The organism is Sphingomonas sp. M1-B02, assembly GCF_026167525.1.
In the GTDB taxonomy this organism is placed as follows: Bacteria; Pseudomonadota; Alphaproteobacteria; order Sphingomonadales; family Sphingomonadaceae; genus Sphingomonas.
Map to the genome: position 1 here is coordinate 2365806 of NZ_CP110679.1, position 16896 is coordinate 2382701.

Below are 16896 nucleotides of genomic sequence, written 5' to 3' on the forward strand. Positions count from 1 at the left end.
TCCCGAGGAAGGGCTATTCAGCATCGCTTGAACGTCAAGTGAACTCAGGCGCCTTGCGGCGTCGGGTTCCCGAACGGACCCTTGGGCCGGCGGATCTTGGGGATCGAGGTGCCGCCCGCAGCGACGGGGACCGAGGGAGCGCCCGCATCGTCGCGACCGATCTCTTCCCCTGCCACCAGCCGCTTGATCTCGTCGCCGGTCAGCGTTTCGAACTCGAGCAGGGCATTGGCCAGCGCATGGAGCTGATCGATATGATCGGTCAGCACCTGCTTGGCGCGGTTGAGGCCGCCCTCGACGAGTTTCTTGATCTCCGCATCGATCAGCAAGGCGGTCTCGTTGGACATGCTCGCCGGGCGCGCCTGGCCATAGCCGAGATAGCTTTCCTCGCCCTCGGCATATTCGAGCGGGCCGACCGCCTCCGACATGCCCCAGCGGGTGACCATCGAACGCGCGAGACGCGTGGCGGACTGGATGTCCGAAGACGCGCCCGAGCTCACCCGATCATAGCCGAAGATCAGCTCCTCGGCGACGCGGCCCCCCATCGCGATCGAGAGATGCGCATACATCTGATCGCGGTGCATCGAATTCTGGTCACGCTCGGGAAGCCGCATCACCATGCCCAGTGCACGGCCGCGCGGGATGATCGTCGCCTTGTGAATCGGATCGGATGCGGGCTCGTGGATTGCGACGATGGCGTGACCGGCCTCATGATAGGCGGTCATGCGCTTCTCGTCCTCGGTCATGAGCATCGACTTGCGCTCGGCGCCCATCATGACCTTGTCCTTGGCGTCCTCGAACTCGCTCATCGCGACGAGGCGCTTGCCGCGGCGAGCCGCCAGCAGTGCCGCCTCGTTGACGAGGTTGGCGAGGTCCGCACCCGAGAAGCCCGGCGTGCCGCGCGCGATGACGCGCGGATCGACGTCGGGCGCCAACGGCACCTTCTTCATATGGACCTGGATGATCTTCACCCGGCCCTCGATGTCCGGACGCGGCACGACGACCTGGCGATCGAAGCGGCCCGGACGCAGAAGCGCGGGGTCGAGCACGTCGGGGCGGTTGGTTGCCGCGACGATGATGATGCCTTCATTGGCATCGAAGCCGTCCATCTCGACCAGCAGCTGGTTCAGCGTCTGCTCGCGTTCGTCATTCTGGTTGCCCAGACCTGCACCGCGCGAGCGGCCGACGGCGTCGATCTCATCGATGAAGATGATGCACGGCGCCGACTTCTTGGCCTGTTCGAACATGTCGCGCACGCGGCTGGCGCCGACGCCGACGAACATCTCGACGAAGTCCGAGCCCGAGATCGAAAAGAAGGGCACGCCCGCCTCGCCGGCGATGGCGCGGGCGAGCAGCGTCTTGCCGGTGCCCGGCGAGCCGACGAGCAGCGCGCCCTTGGGAATCTTGCCGCCCAGGCGGGCGAACTTGGTCGGGTCCTTGAGGAATTCGACGATCTCCTGCAATTCGTCGCGCGCCTCGTCGATGCCGGCGACGTCGTCGAAGGTCACCTTGCCTTCACGCTGGGTCAGCAGCTTGGCGCGGCTCTTGCCGAATCCCATCGCGCCCGAGCCCGAATTCTTCTGCATCTGGCGCAGCACGAAGAAGGCGATGCCGAGGAACAGCAGGAACGGAAGCGCCTGGACCAGCATATATTGCCAGATCGACGGGCCTTCCTCGGGACGCGCATTGATGGCGACGCCCTTCTCGCGCAGCGTCGGGATCAGCTGCGGATCGCTCGGCGCGTTGGTGCGGAACTTGGCATCGCTGGAGAGCGTGCCGGTGATGACGCTGGTGCCCGCCGTCCCCGCAGCGATGTTGACGGCCTTGACCTCGCCGGCCTGCGCCTTGTCGAGGAAGGTCGAATAAGGGATCGAGTCGCCCGCGGTCTGCGCGGCTCGCCCATCGAACATGGTGACGAACAACGCCAATGCGGCGAGAATGCCGACCCAGATCAGCAGACTCTTCATCCAGGGATTGGCGCCGCCATTTTCTGGCCCCTGCGGCTTGTTATTGTCGTTCATCAGGATTCGGTACCTTTCGCAGTACCAAGATAGGCACCTGCAGGTTAATGGCAATGGAACAGCGTCGATCAGTGTGATCGGCGAGGCGGGGCTTTTCGGAAGTTCACGAGGTTCCCGCTTTTACTGATCTGGACTCCTGCCTGGGTCCCGCTCCGGCCGGCTTCCAACAGCTGGATCAACGGCTCGATATTGCTCGCCTCGGACCAGGGCGGGGAGGCGATGCGCTCGGCTTCGCGCAGCTCGGTGATGGCGCGGCGCAGCAGGCGGCGGCGGATTTCGCGGGGGAGGCCGGCCAGGTCGAGACCCTGCGGGGTGCGGCGTTCGGTCCAGAAATGCTCGGCGAGCAGGGCGAGCGCCTCCTCGGCTTCGGAGGCATGGGTTGCCGCTCGGGCGAGTCCGGGCACGTCCAGCAGGTCGTTCTCCGCGAGCAGCCGACGGAAATGCGTGCGATCGTGCATATCGTCGCGGTTGCTGGGATCGTCGGCCGTCGGCACGCCCGCGACCAGCGCGAGCAACTCGGCGCGCCGCCAACCGAGCAGGGGGCGCAAGAGCAGCATGCCGTCCAGCGCGCGACGCGGGCGAATCGAGGCGAGCCCGGCGACGCCCGATCCGCGGACGGCGCGCATCAGGAAGGTCTCGGCTTGATCATCGGCATGATGCGCGGTCAGCAGCGCGTGCGCGCCGATGTGCCCCGCCCAATCTGCGAGCAGGCGATAACGCGCCGCCCGCGCCTGCGCCTGAATGCTGGCGCCCACGATCGGCACCGCGGGGACCAGGACCTCATGCGGCACGTCGAGCTGGGCGCATATCGCGCCGACCAGCCGGGCTTCCTCGGCGGCACCCTCGCGCAGCCGATGGTCGACCGTCGCGGCGGCAACCTCCCCTGGGAAGGCGGCGGTGGCCAGCAGCAGCATCGCCATGCTGTCCGGCCCGCCGGATACCGCAAGCGCCAGCGGGAAGAGCGTCTCGCCCAAAGCCTCCATGTCCGCCCGGAACCGCGCCACCGCGGCGGCATCGGGCGTCGGGATCATCGCGTCAGCTGCACTTCTGCGCAGTGCGCCCCGCCGCCACGCCGGCCTTCATTTCGGCTGAAAGGCGTTCGCCGTAGAGCTGGGTCAGCTCGTTATAGACCTTGCAGATCTCGCCCGACGGCTTCTTCAGCTTCGTCAGCGCCTGCGCCAGATAATAGAGGCTGTCCGGCGCGCGCTCGCCATTGGGGTTCTTCTTGTAATTCTCGTAGAAGGCGACCGCCGCCAGGCTGGGCGCGCCGGCATCGAGATAGGCGCGGCCAAGCAGGTTCTGCGAATAGCTGGCGCGGCGATGCTGCGGATATTTGGTGGCGACCGCTTCGAGCTCGCGACGCGCCTCGGGATAGAGTTTCGCCGACCAGAGCCGGAAGCCATAGGTGTAGCCGTCCTCGGCCGGATCGTCGGTCTTGGGCCGCTCGATGGCCGCCACCTGCTGCGCGCGCGTGCCGGCAGGCTTGGCCGCGGCGGGCTTTTCGGCGCCCTCGACCGTTTCCACGGGCCTCGCCGCCGGTCGCGAGGCGGGCCGCGGGGGCGCGGCGTCGAGGGCGGCCGGGTCGATCGACGGTCCTCCCGAGCCGATCGCAGACGCGCCGTCCTCCAGCGCCTTCAGCCGCGCATCGGTCGAACGCTTATAGGCGTTGAACGCCTCTTCGAGCTGGCGCGTGCGATATTGGCCCTGCTCGATCTGCCCGGTGAGCGAGCTGAGCTGGCTCTCGACCGCGACCACGCGCTGGGTAAGGTCGGTCAGTGCGCTGCCCGACGGGATGCCGGGGATGCTGCCCTCGGTCTGCGGCGTGATCTGCGGCTCGATCGTCTGGCCGGCGCCACCCGGAAACACCTTGCGCTGCACGGCGCGCATCTCGCGTTCGAGCCGATCGACGCGGCCTTCGATCGCCGCCTGCGCATGCGCCGTACCGTTCATTCCAAATGCGGCCGTAAGGATCGCCGCCGCCATCAAGATTCGCATGATCACACCCCCCGGTGCAGCTGTTCGGGACAAAGTCATGGCTTCGTATAGCGCCGAGGCGGCGCCTGTCGCCAGTTTTAGGTTAAAGCCGGGTTCGGCTCCCCTTTTTCTACCGTCGGCCCGGCGCAAGCCGAGCGAGCGGACGATCGCTAGGGCGCCTCAGGCGCGGTCACCGGGGCCGTAGCCGCGGCGCTGGCAGTGGGAGCCGGGGTAGGCCGGGCGCTGGGCGTGGGGGCGGAGCGCCGTTGGGTGGTGCTGCCCGCGGAGGTTGTCACCGCGGGCCTTGCCGCCGGTGCGGAGCTTGGGGCCGCCGCCCCATTCGGCTGGCCGCGCGCCTGCAGCGCCGCGGCGGTCACCTCCACCTCGACGGGATTCGCGCCAAGGCCCAGCGGCGGCACGCTCGATCCGTTGAGCAGCACCTGGATACGATCGGGCCGGACCGTGCGGACGCGCGGACGATCGGCGTCGGCGGGCACGTCGTACCGCTCGTTCGCCACCATTTCTTTCTCGAACAGCCGCTTGCCGTTGGCGTCGGTGATCCGGAGCCAGACGGTGTCGGTCGCAACCAGCGTCACCTGCCCGCCGGGCGCCGCCACGGGCTCGGCGACGGCCGCGGTGGCATTGCCGGGCTCGATCGCGATCAGATTTTCGGAGGCGGGCGCGCCGCCCCGGAAGAGCCCGGTGCCGTACCAGAGCCCGACGCCGATCAGCACGACCAGCGCGAACAGCGCGCCGCCCCAGGCAAGCCAGGGCGGGGGCACCCGGGTGGGATCGTGCATCTCATACGGCACCGATACCGGCCGAATCGGCACGTCGCCCAATTCGGCACGCACTTCCCGGGCGATCGCCACCTCGTCCGCGCCGACCGCGCGGGCATAGGCCTTGGCGAAGCCGACCGCATAGGTGGACGAAGGGAGCCCCGAATAATTGGATTTCTCGATCGCCTCCAGATGCCGCTGCGGAATTCGCGTGCGGCTGGCGATCTCGCCGATGTCGAGCCCCTGCGCCTCCCGCGCGGCGCGCAGCCTCTCGCCCACTCTCGCGGGGAACAGCGTCGAGTCTGCGCCAGTCTGGCCGTCCATGTTTGGCTCTCCGAACGGGATGATTAGCGCCCCCGGGCTCCCGTCTCTGGCCCCGGGGTGTCCCTCAGGCGGCAGCCCCTGTCAACGTTGGCCCCGCGTGTTTTGACGCTGCGTCAGGCCAGTTCGACCGAATGTTCGGATGCCCATGCCGAAAGCGTCTCGCGCAAGGGGGCGCCGGGCCGGGCGAGCATCGGGCCCATCGCCTCGATCAGCGCAGAACGATCGAGCGAGCGGACCATCGCCTTGATGGGACCCACCGCGGCGGGGGTGATCGAAAGCCGGTCGATGCCTAGCCCGATCAGCGCCATCGCCTCGAGCGGGCGCCCGCCCATCTCGCCGCACAGCGCCACGGGCACGCCCGCGGCATGCGCCTGATCGACCACGCGCTTGAGGAAGCGCAGGATCGATACGCTGAGCCAATCATAGCGCAGCGCCAGCTTGGGATGCGCACGATCGGCGGCGAACAGGAATTGGGTGAGGTCGTTGGTGCCGACCGACAGGAAGTTGACCATCGGCAACAGGATATCGAGCACTTCGGCAAGCGCCGGCACTTCGAGCATCGCGCCATAGCGGATCTCGGTCGGCATCTTCTTGCCGCGCGCCGCCAGCCAGGCGCGCTGGGCCTCGAACAAGTCGCGTGCCTGCTCGAACTCCCAGGGCTCCGAGACCATCGGAAACATGATGTTGAGCGTGCGCCCCCCGCCCGCCTCGATCAGCGCGCGCGCCTGCGCCTTCATCAGCCCGTCGCGATCAAGCGCGAGCCGCAGCGCGCGCCAACCCATCGCCGGGTTTTCCTCGTCGCCATATTCGTCATGATTGAGATAAGGCAGCGCCTTGTCGCCGCCGATATCGACCGTGCGGAACACGACCGGGCGATCGCCCGCCGCGTCGAGCACATCCTTATACAGCCGCCGCTGTGCCTCGCGCTGGGGGAGCGTGGCCGAGACGAGGAACTGGAATTCAGTGCGGAACAGGCCGATCCCGTCGGCGCCTGTCAGATCGAGCGCGGCGAGATCGTCGCGCAGCCCGGCATTGACCATCACCGTCACCCGGTGGCCATCGGCGGTGATCGGCGCCTCGCCCTTCAGCCGGGCAAAGGCGGCGCGGCGCTTCTGGCTGAGCACCAGCTTGCCGTCGAACGCCTCCTGCATCGCCGAAGTCGGCCGGATATAGAGGCTCTCCTCGCTGACATCGAGCAACAGGAAATCGCCCTCTGCGATCAGACGGCGCACATCGCGGACGCGGCCGAGCACGGGCACCCCCATCGCGCGCGCTACAATCGTGACGTGGGCGGTCAGCGACCCTTCCTCGAGGACCACGCCCTTCAGCCGGCGGCGATCATATTCGAGCAGCTCGGCGGGTCCCAGGTTGCGCGCGATCAGGATCGAATCCTGGTGCAGCCCCATCTTCGCCGCAGAGCCGAGCTGGCCCGACACGGTGCGCAGCAGCCGATTCGAGAGATCCTCCAGATCGTGCATCCGATCGCGCAGCAGCGGATCGTCGATCTCGCGCATCCGCATCCGGGTGCGCTGCTGGACGCGCTCGATGGCGGCCTCCGCGGTCAGGCCGGAATCGATCGCCTCGTTGATACGACGGCTCCAGCCTTCGTCATAAGCGAACATCTTGTAGGTCGCGAGGACCTCGTCATGCTCGCCGCCCCCGCCGAATTCGGCCTGGCTCGCCATCCGGTCGATCTGCTCACGCATCTTGTCGAACGCGGCATAGACGCGGTGGCGCTCGGCCTCGACATCCTCGGCGACGGTATGTTCGATGGTGATGCGCGGCTGGTGAAAGACGGCGACGCCGGCGGCCATGCCCTCGACAAGCTTGAAGCCGGCGACGCGGGTAGCCGCAGTCGATTGCGGGCGCGTCGAGGTGCCGCCGGTCGAATCGACCAGATCGGCGTTGGCGATCAGCTCGGAGAGTACCATCGCCACCGTCTGCAGCGCCTCGATCTCGACGTCGGCGTAGCGGCGCGGCTCCATATGCTGGACCGCAAGGACACCGACCGCGCGCTCGCGGCGGATGATCGGAACTCCGGCGAAGCTGTGAAAGCGATCCTCGCCGGTTTCGGGGCGATAGGCGAAATCGGGATGCGTTGCCGCCTCGTCGAGGTTCAGCGTCTCGACATTTTCCGCGATCGTGCCGACCAGGCCCTCGCCGAGCGCGAGCCTGGTGACGTGCACCGCTTCCTGCGCCAGCCCGCGGGTGGCGAACAGTTCGAGCACGCCTTCGCGCAGCAGATAGATCGAGCAGACCTCGCTATCGAGCACCGTGCCGATAACGTCGACGACGGCATTGAGCTTCGATTGCGCAGGCAGCCGCTTCGCCATCACGTCGTGGAGGCGAGTCAGGATCTCGCGAGCGGAGGCGGCGGCGGTATGGGCCATGCCTCCGCGCTATCAGATGCGCGCCGGGCCGCCAATGGCGGGCGCGCATCCATTCGGTGTCAGCGCCCGGCGAGGCGAGTCGGACGGCTGCCTGTGTCCGGATCGGTGCGCAACACCGCTGTGTCGACCGTCAGGTGCGGCTGGGCATCGCCTGCGTGCCATGCGGCAAGATCGCTGCGATAGCGGTCATACGCTGTATAGAAGTCGACGAAAGGCCGATCGAGCCGCTGCAGCGCCCCCACCGCGAAGGTCGCGAAGGCGTCGGTTGGCGTTGCCACCGCTTCGGCGAGCAGGGGCGCCGCGACGGCGCAGAAGCCGGACTGGGCGGGCGGCTGGGAGAAGTAATTGTAGATCCGCGTCATCGCGACGTCGAACGGCGCGGGGCCGCCATATTGACTGGTGAGGCTGCGATGCGCGGCGGCGAGGCCCGTGCGCTGCGCCTTCAGCAACTGGTTGTACGCAGGCGCGAGCGTGCCGCCGGCGCAGCCCAGCGCAGCGACATTGAGCGCCGCGCGGACATGCCAGATCGCAGCGGCGCCGGTCAGATCGCGATTGGGGGTGGCATAGCTGCCGTCGGGCAGGCGCGGGGGCAACGTCAAGCTTGTCGCGGCGCTGGCTGGCGGGCGCGGCATCGGCGCGGCGACGATCGGTGCGGGCGGCGGCATTGGCGCGGCAACGGTCGGCGCGGGACGCTGTGCACAGCCGGCAGCCAGAGCCAACAAGGGAAGCGGCCACAGGCCAAATTGCCGACGCAACATGCACTCGATCCTCATATCGCCCCCCGGCCGCGCCAGATTTCGCCGGATGTGGTGAAGATCGGGTTAAGCGTGGCGCTCCCCCCGTGGCACTTGCGCGTTATTTTACTGTATGTCATACAGTGTATGTAACACACTATGCGAGACATGGCCTGTGCCCATCGAAGACGATCTTTTCGAGAAACTCCGCGTGGAGCTGCGGCGCGGATCGCTGGTTCTGGGGGTGCTCGGGGCGCTGCGCGAGGAGCGCTACGGCTATACGCTGCGCACCAGCCTCGAGGAGGCCGGGCTGCCGATCGACGAAGGCGCGCTCTATCCGCTGCTCCGCCGGCTCGAGACGCAGGGCCTGCTCACCAGCGAATGGCGCGAAGAGGCGAAGCGCAACAAGCGCTTCTACCGCCTCTCCCCCATCGGGCTCGCGGTGCTCGGCCAACTGCTCGCCGAATGGAATGCGATCTCCGAATCGATTCTCCTCCTGACCGAGAAGGACAAGTGATGGACCTCATCGAACGCTATCTCGGCGCAGTGCGCTGGAACCTGCCCGCGCACCGGGCCGACGACATCGTCGCAGAGCTGGCCGACCTGATCGCCGCGCGGATCGAGGATCGCGCGGAGGCGCTGGGCCGGCCGCTGTATTCCGACGAAGTGAGCCGGCTGCTCAAGGAGTTCGGCCATCCGCTCGCGGTTGCCGGCCAATATCATGATCAGCGTGCGTTGATCGGGGTGGAGCTGTTCCCCTTTTATTGGTTCGTGCTCAAGGTCGTGCTCGCGGTCGTCCTGGTGATCGAGCTGGTCCAGGCTGGCGGGGCGCTGGTAGTCGGAGGCGATTTCACCCGGACGCTGATGCATGGCGCGAACGCACTGGCGCAATCGCTGATCTACAATGCCGCGCTGGTTACCCTCGCCTTCGCCGTGGTTGAACGGCTTGGCTGGCTCGACGCCTATCTCGCCGCGTGGAAGCCCGAATCGCTGCCCGATCTTGGCAAGCTCCGTCTCGATCTCCCGCCCCGCAAGCGTTGGGAGCCGCTGTTCGAGGCCTGCTTCGGCATCGCCTTTCTGATCTGGTGGGCGGGCGGCTTCACCTTCCCCGTGATGCCGCACGAAGCCGGCCTGCGCATCGCCGCCGCGCCGATCTGGGCCGGGCTATACTGGCCCGTCGCGCTGCTCGTCTGCGCGCGGATCGCGCTCGACCTGATCGCCTTCCTGCGCCCGGGATGGACGCCGCTGCGTGCCGCGCTGGTCCTGGGCTGGGCAGCGGGCACGCTGTGGATCGCGAAGATCCTGCACGAGGCGGGCCAGATCGTGAGCGTGATCGGGAGCGACAGGGTGAAGGCCGCGCGCATACAGGAGCATCTGGACCGGAGCCTCGAAATCGCATTGATCGTCACCGTCGCCGTGACGGTCATCCACTGCGCAAAGGAACTGTACCAGCTGTATCGCGCGCGGAGCTGAGGCGCGCCTGGTCTCAGGTCGCGCGCTTTTCCAGCGCGTGCGCGGCTTCGGCCATCAGCGTGGCGATGATCTCGGCGACGGGTTCTTCCTTCTTGACCATGCCGACCGACTGGCCCGCCATCAGCGAGCCATTGTCGACATCGCCGTCGATCACCGCGCGGCGCAGCGCGCCTGCCCAATAATGTTCGATCTGCAGCTGCGCCTCGAGCATCTCGACCTTGCCCGAATCGAGCAGCTGGGCGACTTCGCGCTGCTTGGCGGTGAACAGCTCGGACGAGGCGTTCTTGAGCGCACGCACCGGGATCACCGGCAGGCGCGGATCGATCTGGACGCTGGCGATGGCATCCCGGGCCGAGGCGCGGATGAAGGCCTTCTTGAAGTTGGGATGGGCGATGCTCTCGGTCGCGCAGACGAAGCGGGTGCCGAGCTGGACCCCGGCTGCGCCCATGTCGAGATAGCCGGCGATTGCCTCGCCGCGGCCGATTCCGCCCGCCACGAACACGGGGACCTGCTCGGCGACGTCGGGGAGGATTTCCTGCGCGAGCACGCTGGTCGAGACCGGGCCGATATGGCCGCCGGCCTCCATCCCCTCGACCACCAGCGCATCGACACCCGATTTGATCAGCTTCTTGGCGAGGCTGAGCGCGGGCGCGAAGCAGATCAACTTGGCGCCATTGGCCTTGATCGCATCGATGCTGCCGGTCGGCGGCAGGCCCCCGGCGAGGACGACATGGGTGACGCCATGCTTGTTGCAGACCTCGATCAGATCGAACAGCATCGGGTGCATCGTGATCAGGTTCACGCCGAACGGCTTGTCGGTCAGCGCCTTGGTGCCCGCAATTTCGGCATCGAGCAGCTCGGGGGTCATCGCCCCACAGGCGATCAAGCCGAAGCCGCCGGCGTTGGACATCGCCGAGACGAGGTTGCGCTCGCTCACCCAGGACATCGCGCCGCACAGGATTGCGACCTCCGAGCCCAGAAATTCGCAGCCGCGCGCCATGCGGCGGGCCAGGCGCTCGGCGCCGGTGGAGGTTGTCATGTTCATGGCGGCAGGACCTAGCCGGGCGCAGCACCCGGGGGCAAGCAGCAAGGCTATTCGTCGCCGACGTCGCCATAGGTGATGCGGATGCTGACCCAGGTGCCGTATTTCTCGGTGCCGCCGACCCGCGGCGGGCGCACCCGGAACTGCCAGGCCGCCTGGCGCACCGAGCCCGCATAGCCCGATCCGCGCGGGCTCTCGCTCAGTTCCTGGCAGTCCTCGACCCGGTAGCTCGGCACCATCCGGCAGGCGATGATCCCCCAGCCGGGGCCGCGCGCACGCTTCGAAATATAGGGCTGGAGCTCGACATCGCGCGGGCGGCGATACCAGGCGGCGGCGTAAAGCGGCTCGCCATTGGGCGCGCGGCCGACCACGGCGGTGTCGCCCGGGCTGCCGCCCGATGCGGCCCCGGCCAGCGCTTCGCCTGCGGGCGCGGCGCTCGGCGCGGTGCCCTTGCCGGTGATATCGGCGGCCTTGAACTCGGGACGGGTGAGATGAATGAAGTTGGAGGGCAGCGTCGGCGGCGGGACCGGCGGCTCTTCGGCGGGCGGCGGGGGTTCGACCGGCTTCGGCGGAGTCGGACGCGGCTCGCTAGGTGACTCGCTGCGCTCGCGCGCCTTTTCGGGGGCCTTCTCCGCGGTCTCGCTGTCGCCGCTGGTGTCGATCGCGAAGGTAGTCGGGATCGGCCCCTTGTCGACCCCCGCGATCGGCGGGGCAAGGAACAGGAGCAGCAGCGCCAGCAGCAGTTCGACGAGCAGCGCCAGCAGGAACGCGGCGCCGCGCCGCCCGCCTTTCTCGCGCAGCCGCTCCTTCAGCGACGATAAAGCGGCGGGCAATGAAATGGGTGAAGCCCCGAAGCTGTGGCGGAAGGAAAATCCCTGATAGCGTCAAAGCCGCGGAAAAGGGCGGCAAGGGCACCAAAAAATGTCGGCGGGCGAAAGGCCTGCCGTAATCAGGCGGCATCCTCCGCATCCAGGCCATAGGCCGTGTGCAGCACGCGCACCGCCAGCTCGGTATAATCCTCTTCGATCAGCACCGAGACCTTGATCTCGCTGGTGGTGATCGCCTGGATGTTGATGCCGCGCTCGCCCAGCGTCTTGAACATCGTCGCGGCGACGCCGGCGTGGCTGCGCATGCCGACGCCGACGATCGAGATCTTCGACACCCGCGTATCGTGGACGATCTCCTGATAGCCGATCTTCGCGCGCTCCTTCTCCAGCACGTCGAGCGCGCGGGCGAGCTCGGCGGTGGGCACGGTGAAGGTCACGTCGGTGGAACCCGCCGAATGGGCGATATTCTGGACGATCATGTCGACATTGATGTTAGCGTCAGCCAGCGGGGTGAAGATCGACGCCACCGCGCCGGGCGAATCGGGCACCGCGGTGAGGGTGACCTTGGCTTCGTTCTTGTCGTGGGCGATGCCGGTGATGAGCTGGCGTTCCATGTCGTCGATCTCCTCTTCGCCCACGATCAAAGTGCCGGGTTCGCTCGCGCCGTCGGCGTCGACGAACGAGGAGAGCACCTGGACGCGGACGCCTTCCTTCATGGCAAGTCCCACCGATCGCGTCTGGAGCACCTTGGCCCCGACGCTGGCGAGCTCGAGCATTTCCTCATAGGTCACGCGCTTCAATTTGCGCGCGCGCGGCACGATCCGCGGGTCGGTCGTATAGACGCCGTCGACGTCGGTATAGATGTCGCAGCGATCGGCCTTCATCGCCGCCGCCATCGCCACCGCCGAGGTGTCCGATCCGCCACGGCCGAGCGTCGTCACCCGCTCGCCGGCGGCGACGCCCTGGAAACCGGGGATCACCGCCACTTCGCCGTTCGCCAGGCTGGCGTTCAGCGCCGTCGTGTCGATATCCGCGATTCGCGCCGAGGCATGACCGTCCGAGGTGCGGATCGGCAGCTGCCAGCCCATCCAGCTGCGCGCCTGAACCCCGATCGCCTGCAGCGCGATCGCCAGCAGCCCGCTGGTGATCTGTTCGCCCGCGGAGACGACGACGTCATATTCCTTGGGATCGTAAAGCGACGACGCCTCGCGGCAGAAGCCGACCAGCCGATCGGTCTCCCCCGCCATCGCCGAGACGACGACCGCGACCTGGTTGCCGGCGTCATGCTCGCGCTTGATCCGCTCGGCCACGCTTCGAATGCGCTCGATCCCGGCCATCGAGGTGCCGCCGAACTTCATCACGATGCGTGCCATGACTGCTGCTTGTTTCCGAGACTTGGGAAGGAACGGGCGTCCTGATAGGAGCGGCACATGGCGAACGCAAACAAAGCAACTATTGACCCCCGCGAAGCTGAGCATTTCGGCAGGCTGGCGGCGGACTGGTGGAATCCCAAGGGTTCCTCGGCGATGCTGCACCGGCTGAACCCCGCGCGGCTCGGCTATATCCGCCGGGCGGTGGACGCGCATTGGGGCGACGACGGCACGGCCTTTGCGCCTTTGGCCGGGCGGACCGCGCTCGATGTCGGCTGCGGCGCGGGGCTGCTGGCCGAGCCGCTCGCACGGCTGGGGGCGCGGGTAACCGGGGTGGATGCCGCGCCCGAGAATATCGGCGCGGCGCGCGCGCATGCGGCGGCGAGCGGCCTGGCGGTGGAGTATGTCGCAGGCGGGATCGAGGATCTTGCCGGGCGGCGGTTCGACCTGGTGACGTCGATGGAAGTGATCGAGCATGTCGCCGAGCCTGCGGCGTTCGTGGGCGGGCTGGCCGATGCGCTGGCGCCCGGGGGGCTGCTGATCCTGTCCACGCCCAATCGCACGCCGCTGTCACGGCTGGCGATGATCACGATCGGCGAGGGGCTGGGCGTGATCCCGCGGGGGACGCACGACTGGGACCAGTTCCTGCGGCCCGAGGAGCTTGAGGCGTTGCTCGCGCATGCCGGGCTGACGGTGGTGAACCGGACCGGGCTGGGCTTCTCGCCGGCGCGGGGGTTCGTGACGGGGACCGGCGAGGCGCTGAACTATCTGCTCACGGCAGTACGCGGCTGAGGCGACCGCACTACCGGCCCGCGGCCCAGGCCTGCAACAGCGTGTGCGCGATCGCATAAGACGGCGGGGCGATGAACCGCGCCCGCGGATCGCCCGCGAGCGCAGCGAGCACATCCTCGCGGCTGTACCAGCGGGCATCCTCCAGTTCGTGGACGTCAATCGTCAGGGCATCGTCGAGCGCCTCGCCGATGCAGGCGATCATCAGCGACGAGGGGAAGGGCCAGGGCTGGCTGGCGACATAGCGGACGGCGCCGACGCGCACCCCGGCTTCCTCCTGGATTTCGCGGCGCACCGCCTCCTCGATCGATTCGCCGGCCTCGAGAAAGCCCGCCAGCGCCGAATAGCGCCCCTTGGGCCAGGCCGGCTGGCGGCCGAGCAGCGCGCGACCGTGATGTTCGGCAATCATGATGACGACGGGGTCGACGCGGGGAAAATGCTCGGCATGGCAATTGGGACATTGCCGCCCCCAGCCGGCGCGAAAGATCGCGGTCGGCGCGGCGCACACCGCGCAGAAACCGTGCCGCGCGTGCCAATCGACCAGGCTGCGCGCAGCGGCATAGAGCGCGGCGTCGGCCTGGTCGAAGCGATCGAGCATCGCGAACAGCGCCATCGAGCGGCCGGGGGGTGACGTCATGCCCGCGGGCAGCGCGGAGACGAAGCGCGGGATCTCGCCATCGAAGCCGAGGAACAGCAATTCGCCCTGCGCCGCATCGAGCCCGGTCCAGACCAGCCGCCCGGCTTCGTCCAGCTCGGGATCGAGCCCGTGCAGCACCAGCAGCCGCGCGCGCTGATCGCGCCGCGCCGCCGCGAGCAAGGCGGGCTCGTGGCGGACCCGGTCGGCACGATCGAGCGTGCCGCCGGTGAAGCCGGGTGGCGTCACTGCGCGAGTTCGGCGTAGATCGCGGTGGAGGCTGCGCGCTTGAGCTCGGTGTCGCCGAAGATGTTGATCATCGCGGTGCCGCGGATCTTGTGCACCGGATCGGCCCAGCCGATCGTGCCGGCGGCGCCGCCCCAGCCATAGGTGCCCTTGCCGGGGCCGCCGGGCCGATCCGCGAGATAGACCGATCCGCCCGCGCCGAAGCCCATCGCTACGCCGCTGTCCGCAGTCATCTGCGCCAGCGTCGAACGGTCGACCGTGGCGGGCAGCAGGTCCGACATCGCCAGCTTCACCGTCTCGGACTTGAGCACGCGCGCGCCGTCGAGCGTGCCGCCGTTGACCAGCATGTGGAGGAAGCGGTCATAATCGCGCGCCGACATCACCAGCCCGGCGCCGCCATAAGGGAAGCTCGGCGGACTGAGCCAGACCGAGGTGGCGCCCGGATCCATCGCGACCCGCGTGGTGCCCATCTGGGCATAATTGGTCGCGAAGATGCCGGCCTTGTCGGCGGGGACCGTCCAGTAGCTCGCATTCATCTTGAGGGGGGCGAAGATGCGCGTCTGGACGAAGCTTTCGAACGGGGTCTTCGCGGCGACTTCGATCACGCGGGCGAGCAGGTCGAGCCCGATCGAGTAGCTCCATTTGGTCCCCGGATCGGAGAGCAGGGGCAGGCTCGCGACACGGTTGGCGAATTCCTCGAGGCTGGCGGGGCGCGCCGGGCGCGCCTGGGTCTCCAGCGCGACATTGACCGCGGCGGGATTGATGCCGAGGCGGTTATATTCGGCGAGCAAGGGGCCCTTGGTGATGATGCTGTAGCCAAGCCCGGCGCTGTGGGTGAGCAGGTGGCGTACCGTGATCGGACGCGCGGCGGGGCGACTGGTGAGATCCTTGGCGGGATCGACCAGCACTTTCATCTCCTTGAAAGCCGGAATGAAGTCGCTGATCGGCTGGTCGAGTTTGAGCTTGCCTTCCTCGACCAGGATCATCGCGGCGATGCCGGTGATCGGCTTTGTCATCGAATAGACTCGCCACAGGCTGTCGATATCCGCCTTGGGCGCATCGGCCTCGGCGGCGATCCGTCCGGCGGCGCGCACCGTCGGCGCGGTGTCGCCCTTGGCATAAGCGATGACGATGCCGGGCACGCGCTCGGCGGCGTAGCGATCGGCAACTGCCTGGACTTCCTGCGCCACCGCCTGCGGCGCCGCGACTGCAAAGGCCGCAGCCAGCCCGTACCCGATCAACCCGCGCATCCGTCTCTCCTGAAAATCATTGCCGCCTTCGCGAAGACCGTCGGCAACCCCGCCGAGTCGAGATCGGCGATCGGCCACCATATGCCCTCGCCGGCTGAATGCGCGGTGATCGTGACAGCCGCAAGTGCAACGTCGAGGTTGAAATGGGTGAAGCCGTGCGTGACCCGCGCGTCGAGCAGGCGCCAGTCCGCCTCGATCGGCGCGCCTTCGAGACCCGGGGGCGTGTCGCTCCACGGTCCGGTCGGCAGCGCGCGCATGCCGCCGAGCAGTCCCTTGGCCGGGCGAGTGACGAGCTGGACCTGGCCGTCGCGCTCGACCCAAAACATCGTGCCGTGGCGCTGCGGCTTAGGGATTTTGGCTGCCTTGACCGGAAATGCCTCGGGCGCGCCGCTCGCAAAGCCGTCGCACTGGGCGCGGAGGGGGCAGATCAGGCAGCGGGGCGCGCGAGCGGTGCAGATCGTCGCGCCCAAATCCATCATCGCCTGGGCGAAATCGCCGGCGCGGGCATCGGGGGTAATCGAATCGGTGAGCGTGCGGATGCGCGGGCGGGCGCCCGGCAGCGGCTCGGCGAGCGCGAAGAGGCGGGGGACGACGCGCTCGACATTGGCATCGACCACCACCGCGCGCTGCCCGAATGCAATCGCGGCGATCGCCGCGGCGGTATAGCTCCCGATACCGGGCAGAGCGCGCAAGCCCGCTTCATTGTCGGGCAAGCCGCCGCGTGCGGCCACTGTCCGCGCACAGGCCAGCATGTTGCGGGCGCGGGCATAATAACCGAGCCCAGCCCAGGCGGCCATCAGCTCTGCATCCTCCGCCGCCGCCAGCGCCTCGAAACTGGGCCAGCGTGCCACGAACTTCTCGAAATAGGGCTTCGCGCTGGCGACCTGGGTCTGCTGGAGCATTACCTCCGAAAGCCAGACCCGGTACGGATCGGGCGCGTTGCTGCCCGGCGCCGCGCGCCAAGGCAGGGCACGGGCATGGACATCATACCAGGCGAGCAGCGAAGCGGAGATTGCGCGGGGGGCGTTGTCGGGCACGCCCCGGCT

At 68.1% G+C, this 16896-nt stretch carries 15 protein-coding genes; 3 read left to right on the forward strand and 12 right to left on the reverse strand.

What is annotated here, in order from left to right; genetic code table 11:
• Nucleotides 1-44 precede the first annotated feature (44 nt).
• The 6 genes from ftsH to OKW87_RS11405 form a co-directional block, all read right to left on the reverse strand.
• On the reverse strand, nt 45-2018 hold the full coding sequence (ftsH, locus tag OKW87_RS11380; protein WP_265539589.1) for an ATP-dependent zinc metalloprotease FtsH: 1974 nt from the start codon (nt 2016-2018) through the stop codon (nt 45-47).
• A 68-nt stretch (nt 2019-2086) separates the two neighbouring features.
• Nucleotides 2087-3049, reverse strand: coding sequence for a tRNA lysidine(34) synthetase TilS (gene tilS, locus OKW87_RS11385; protein WP_265539591.1), 963 nt, complete (start codon nt 3047-3049; stop codon nt 2087-2089).
• A 4-nt stretch (nt 3050-3053) separates the two neighbouring features.
• Entirely contained in the window at nt 3054-4013 is a 960-nt protein-coding gene (locus tag OKW87_RS11390) for a tetratricopeptide repeat protein (protein ID WP_265539592.1), read from the reverse strand.
• A gap of 149 nt (nt 4014-4162) precedes the next feature.
• Nucleotides 4163-5095 carry a helix-turn-helix domain-containing protein gene (locus OKW87_RS11395; protein WP_265539594.1) on the reverse strand — a complete coding sequence of 311 codons (933 nt, stop codon included), beginning with the start codon at nt 5093-5095 and terminating at the stop codon, nt 4163-4165.
• Nucleotides 5096-5208: 113 nt separating this feature from the next.
• Nucleotides 5209-7485: a phosphoenolpyruvate--protein phosphotransferase gene (ptsP, locus tag OKW87_RS11400; protein ID WP_265539596.1), complete on the reverse strand. Its 2277-nt coding sequence runs from the start codon at nt 7483-7485 to the stop codon at nt 5209-5211.
• Between the two features lie 59 nt (nt 7486-7544).
• A complete protein-coding gene (locus OKW87_RS11405) occupies nt 7545-8150 on the reverse strand; it encodes a hypothetical protein (protein WP_265539598.1) in 606 nt (201 codons plus the stop codon).
• 244 nt (nt 8151-8394) lie between these two features.
• Here OKW87_RS11405 and OKW87_RS11410 point away from each other — a divergent pair, with 244 nt between their 5' ends.
• Together OKW87_RS11410 and OKW87_RS11415 are read left to right on the forward strand one after the other, a co-directional pair.
• Nucleotides 8395-8736, forward strand: coding sequence for a PadR family transcriptional regulator (locus OKW87_RS11410; RefSeq protein ID WP_265539600.1), 342 nt, complete (start codon nt 8395-8397; stop codon nt 8734-8736).
• Nucleotides 8736-9692: a hypothetical protein gene (locus OKW87_RS11415; RefSeq protein WP_265539602.1), complete on the forward strand. Its 957-nt coding sequence runs from the start codon at nt 8736-8738 to the stop codon at nt 9690-9692. Before OKW87_RS11410 ends, OKW87_RS11415 begins: the two co-directional genes overlap by 1 nt.
• A 13-nt stretch (nt 9693-9705) precedes the next feature.
• Here the strand turns inward: OKW87_RS11415 and OKW87_RS11420 are convergent, their stop codons facing one another.
• The 3 genes from OKW87_RS11420 to OKW87_RS11430 all read right to left on the reverse strand — a co-directional run bounded on the left by OKW87_RS11420 (nt 9706) and on the right by OKW87_RS11430 (nt 12934).
• Nucleotides 9706-10737 carry an NAD(P)H-dependent flavin oxidoreductase gene (locus OKW87_RS11420; RefSeq protein ID WP_265539603.1) on the reverse strand — a complete coding sequence of 344 codons (1032 nt, stop codon included), beginning with the start codon at nt 10735-10737 and terminating at the stop codon, nt 9706-9708.
• A gap of 47 nt (nt 10738-10784) precedes the next feature.
• Entirely contained in the window at nt 10785-11567 is a 783-nt protein-coding gene (locus OKW87_RS11425; RefSeq protein ID WP_265539605.1) for a hypothetical protein, read from the reverse strand.
• A 116-nt stretch (nt 11568-11683) separates the two neighbouring features.
• Nucleotides 11684-12934 (reverse strand): aspartate kinase, encoded by a 1251-nt coding sequence (locus OKW87_RS11430; protein ID WP_265539607.1) that lies wholly within the window; start codon nt 12932-12934, stop codon nt 11684-11686.
• A 57-nt stretch (nt 12935-12991) separates the two neighbouring features.
• Between OKW87_RS11430 and ubiG the strand changes: the two genes are divergently transcribed.
• Nucleotides 12992-13723: a bifunctional 2-polyprenyl-6-hydroxyphenol methylase/3-demethylubiquinol 3-O-methyltransferase UbiG gene (gene ubiG, locus OKW87_RS11435; protein WP_265539609.1), complete on the forward strand. Its 732-nt coding sequence runs from the start codon at nt 12992-12994 to the stop codon at nt 13721-13723.
• A gap of 10 nt (nt 13724-13733) precedes the next feature.
• On the opposite strand, the gene nudC is transcribed toward ubiG, so the two are convergent.
• The 3 genes from nudC to OKW87_RS11450 are packed head-to-tail and all read right to left on the reverse strand — an operon-like array spanning nt 13734 to nt 16887.
• A complete protein-coding gene (gene nudC, locus OKW87_RS11440) occupies nt 13734-14603 on the reverse strand; it encodes an NAD(+) diphosphatase (RefSeq protein WP_265539611.1) in 870 nt (289 codons plus the stop codon).
• The gene (locus tag OKW87_RS11445) at nt 14600-15850 is read right to left on the reverse strand and encodes a serine hydrolase domain-containing protein (protein ID WP_265539613.1); all 1251 of its coding nucleotides are present in this window, start codon (nt 15848-15850) and stop codon (nt 14600-14602) included. The genes nudC and OKW87_RS11445 overlap by 4 nt, the downstream gene beginning before the upstream one ends.
• Complete coding sequence (locus tag OKW87_RS11450; RefSeq protein WP_265539615.1) at nt 15838-16887, reverse strand: A/G-specific adenine glycosylase; 1050 nt, start codon at nt 16885-16887, stop codon at nt 15838-15840. The genes OKW87_RS11445 and OKW87_RS11450 overlap by 13 nt, the downstream gene beginning before the upstream one ends.
• Nucleotides 16888-16896 lie beyond the last annotated feature (9 nt).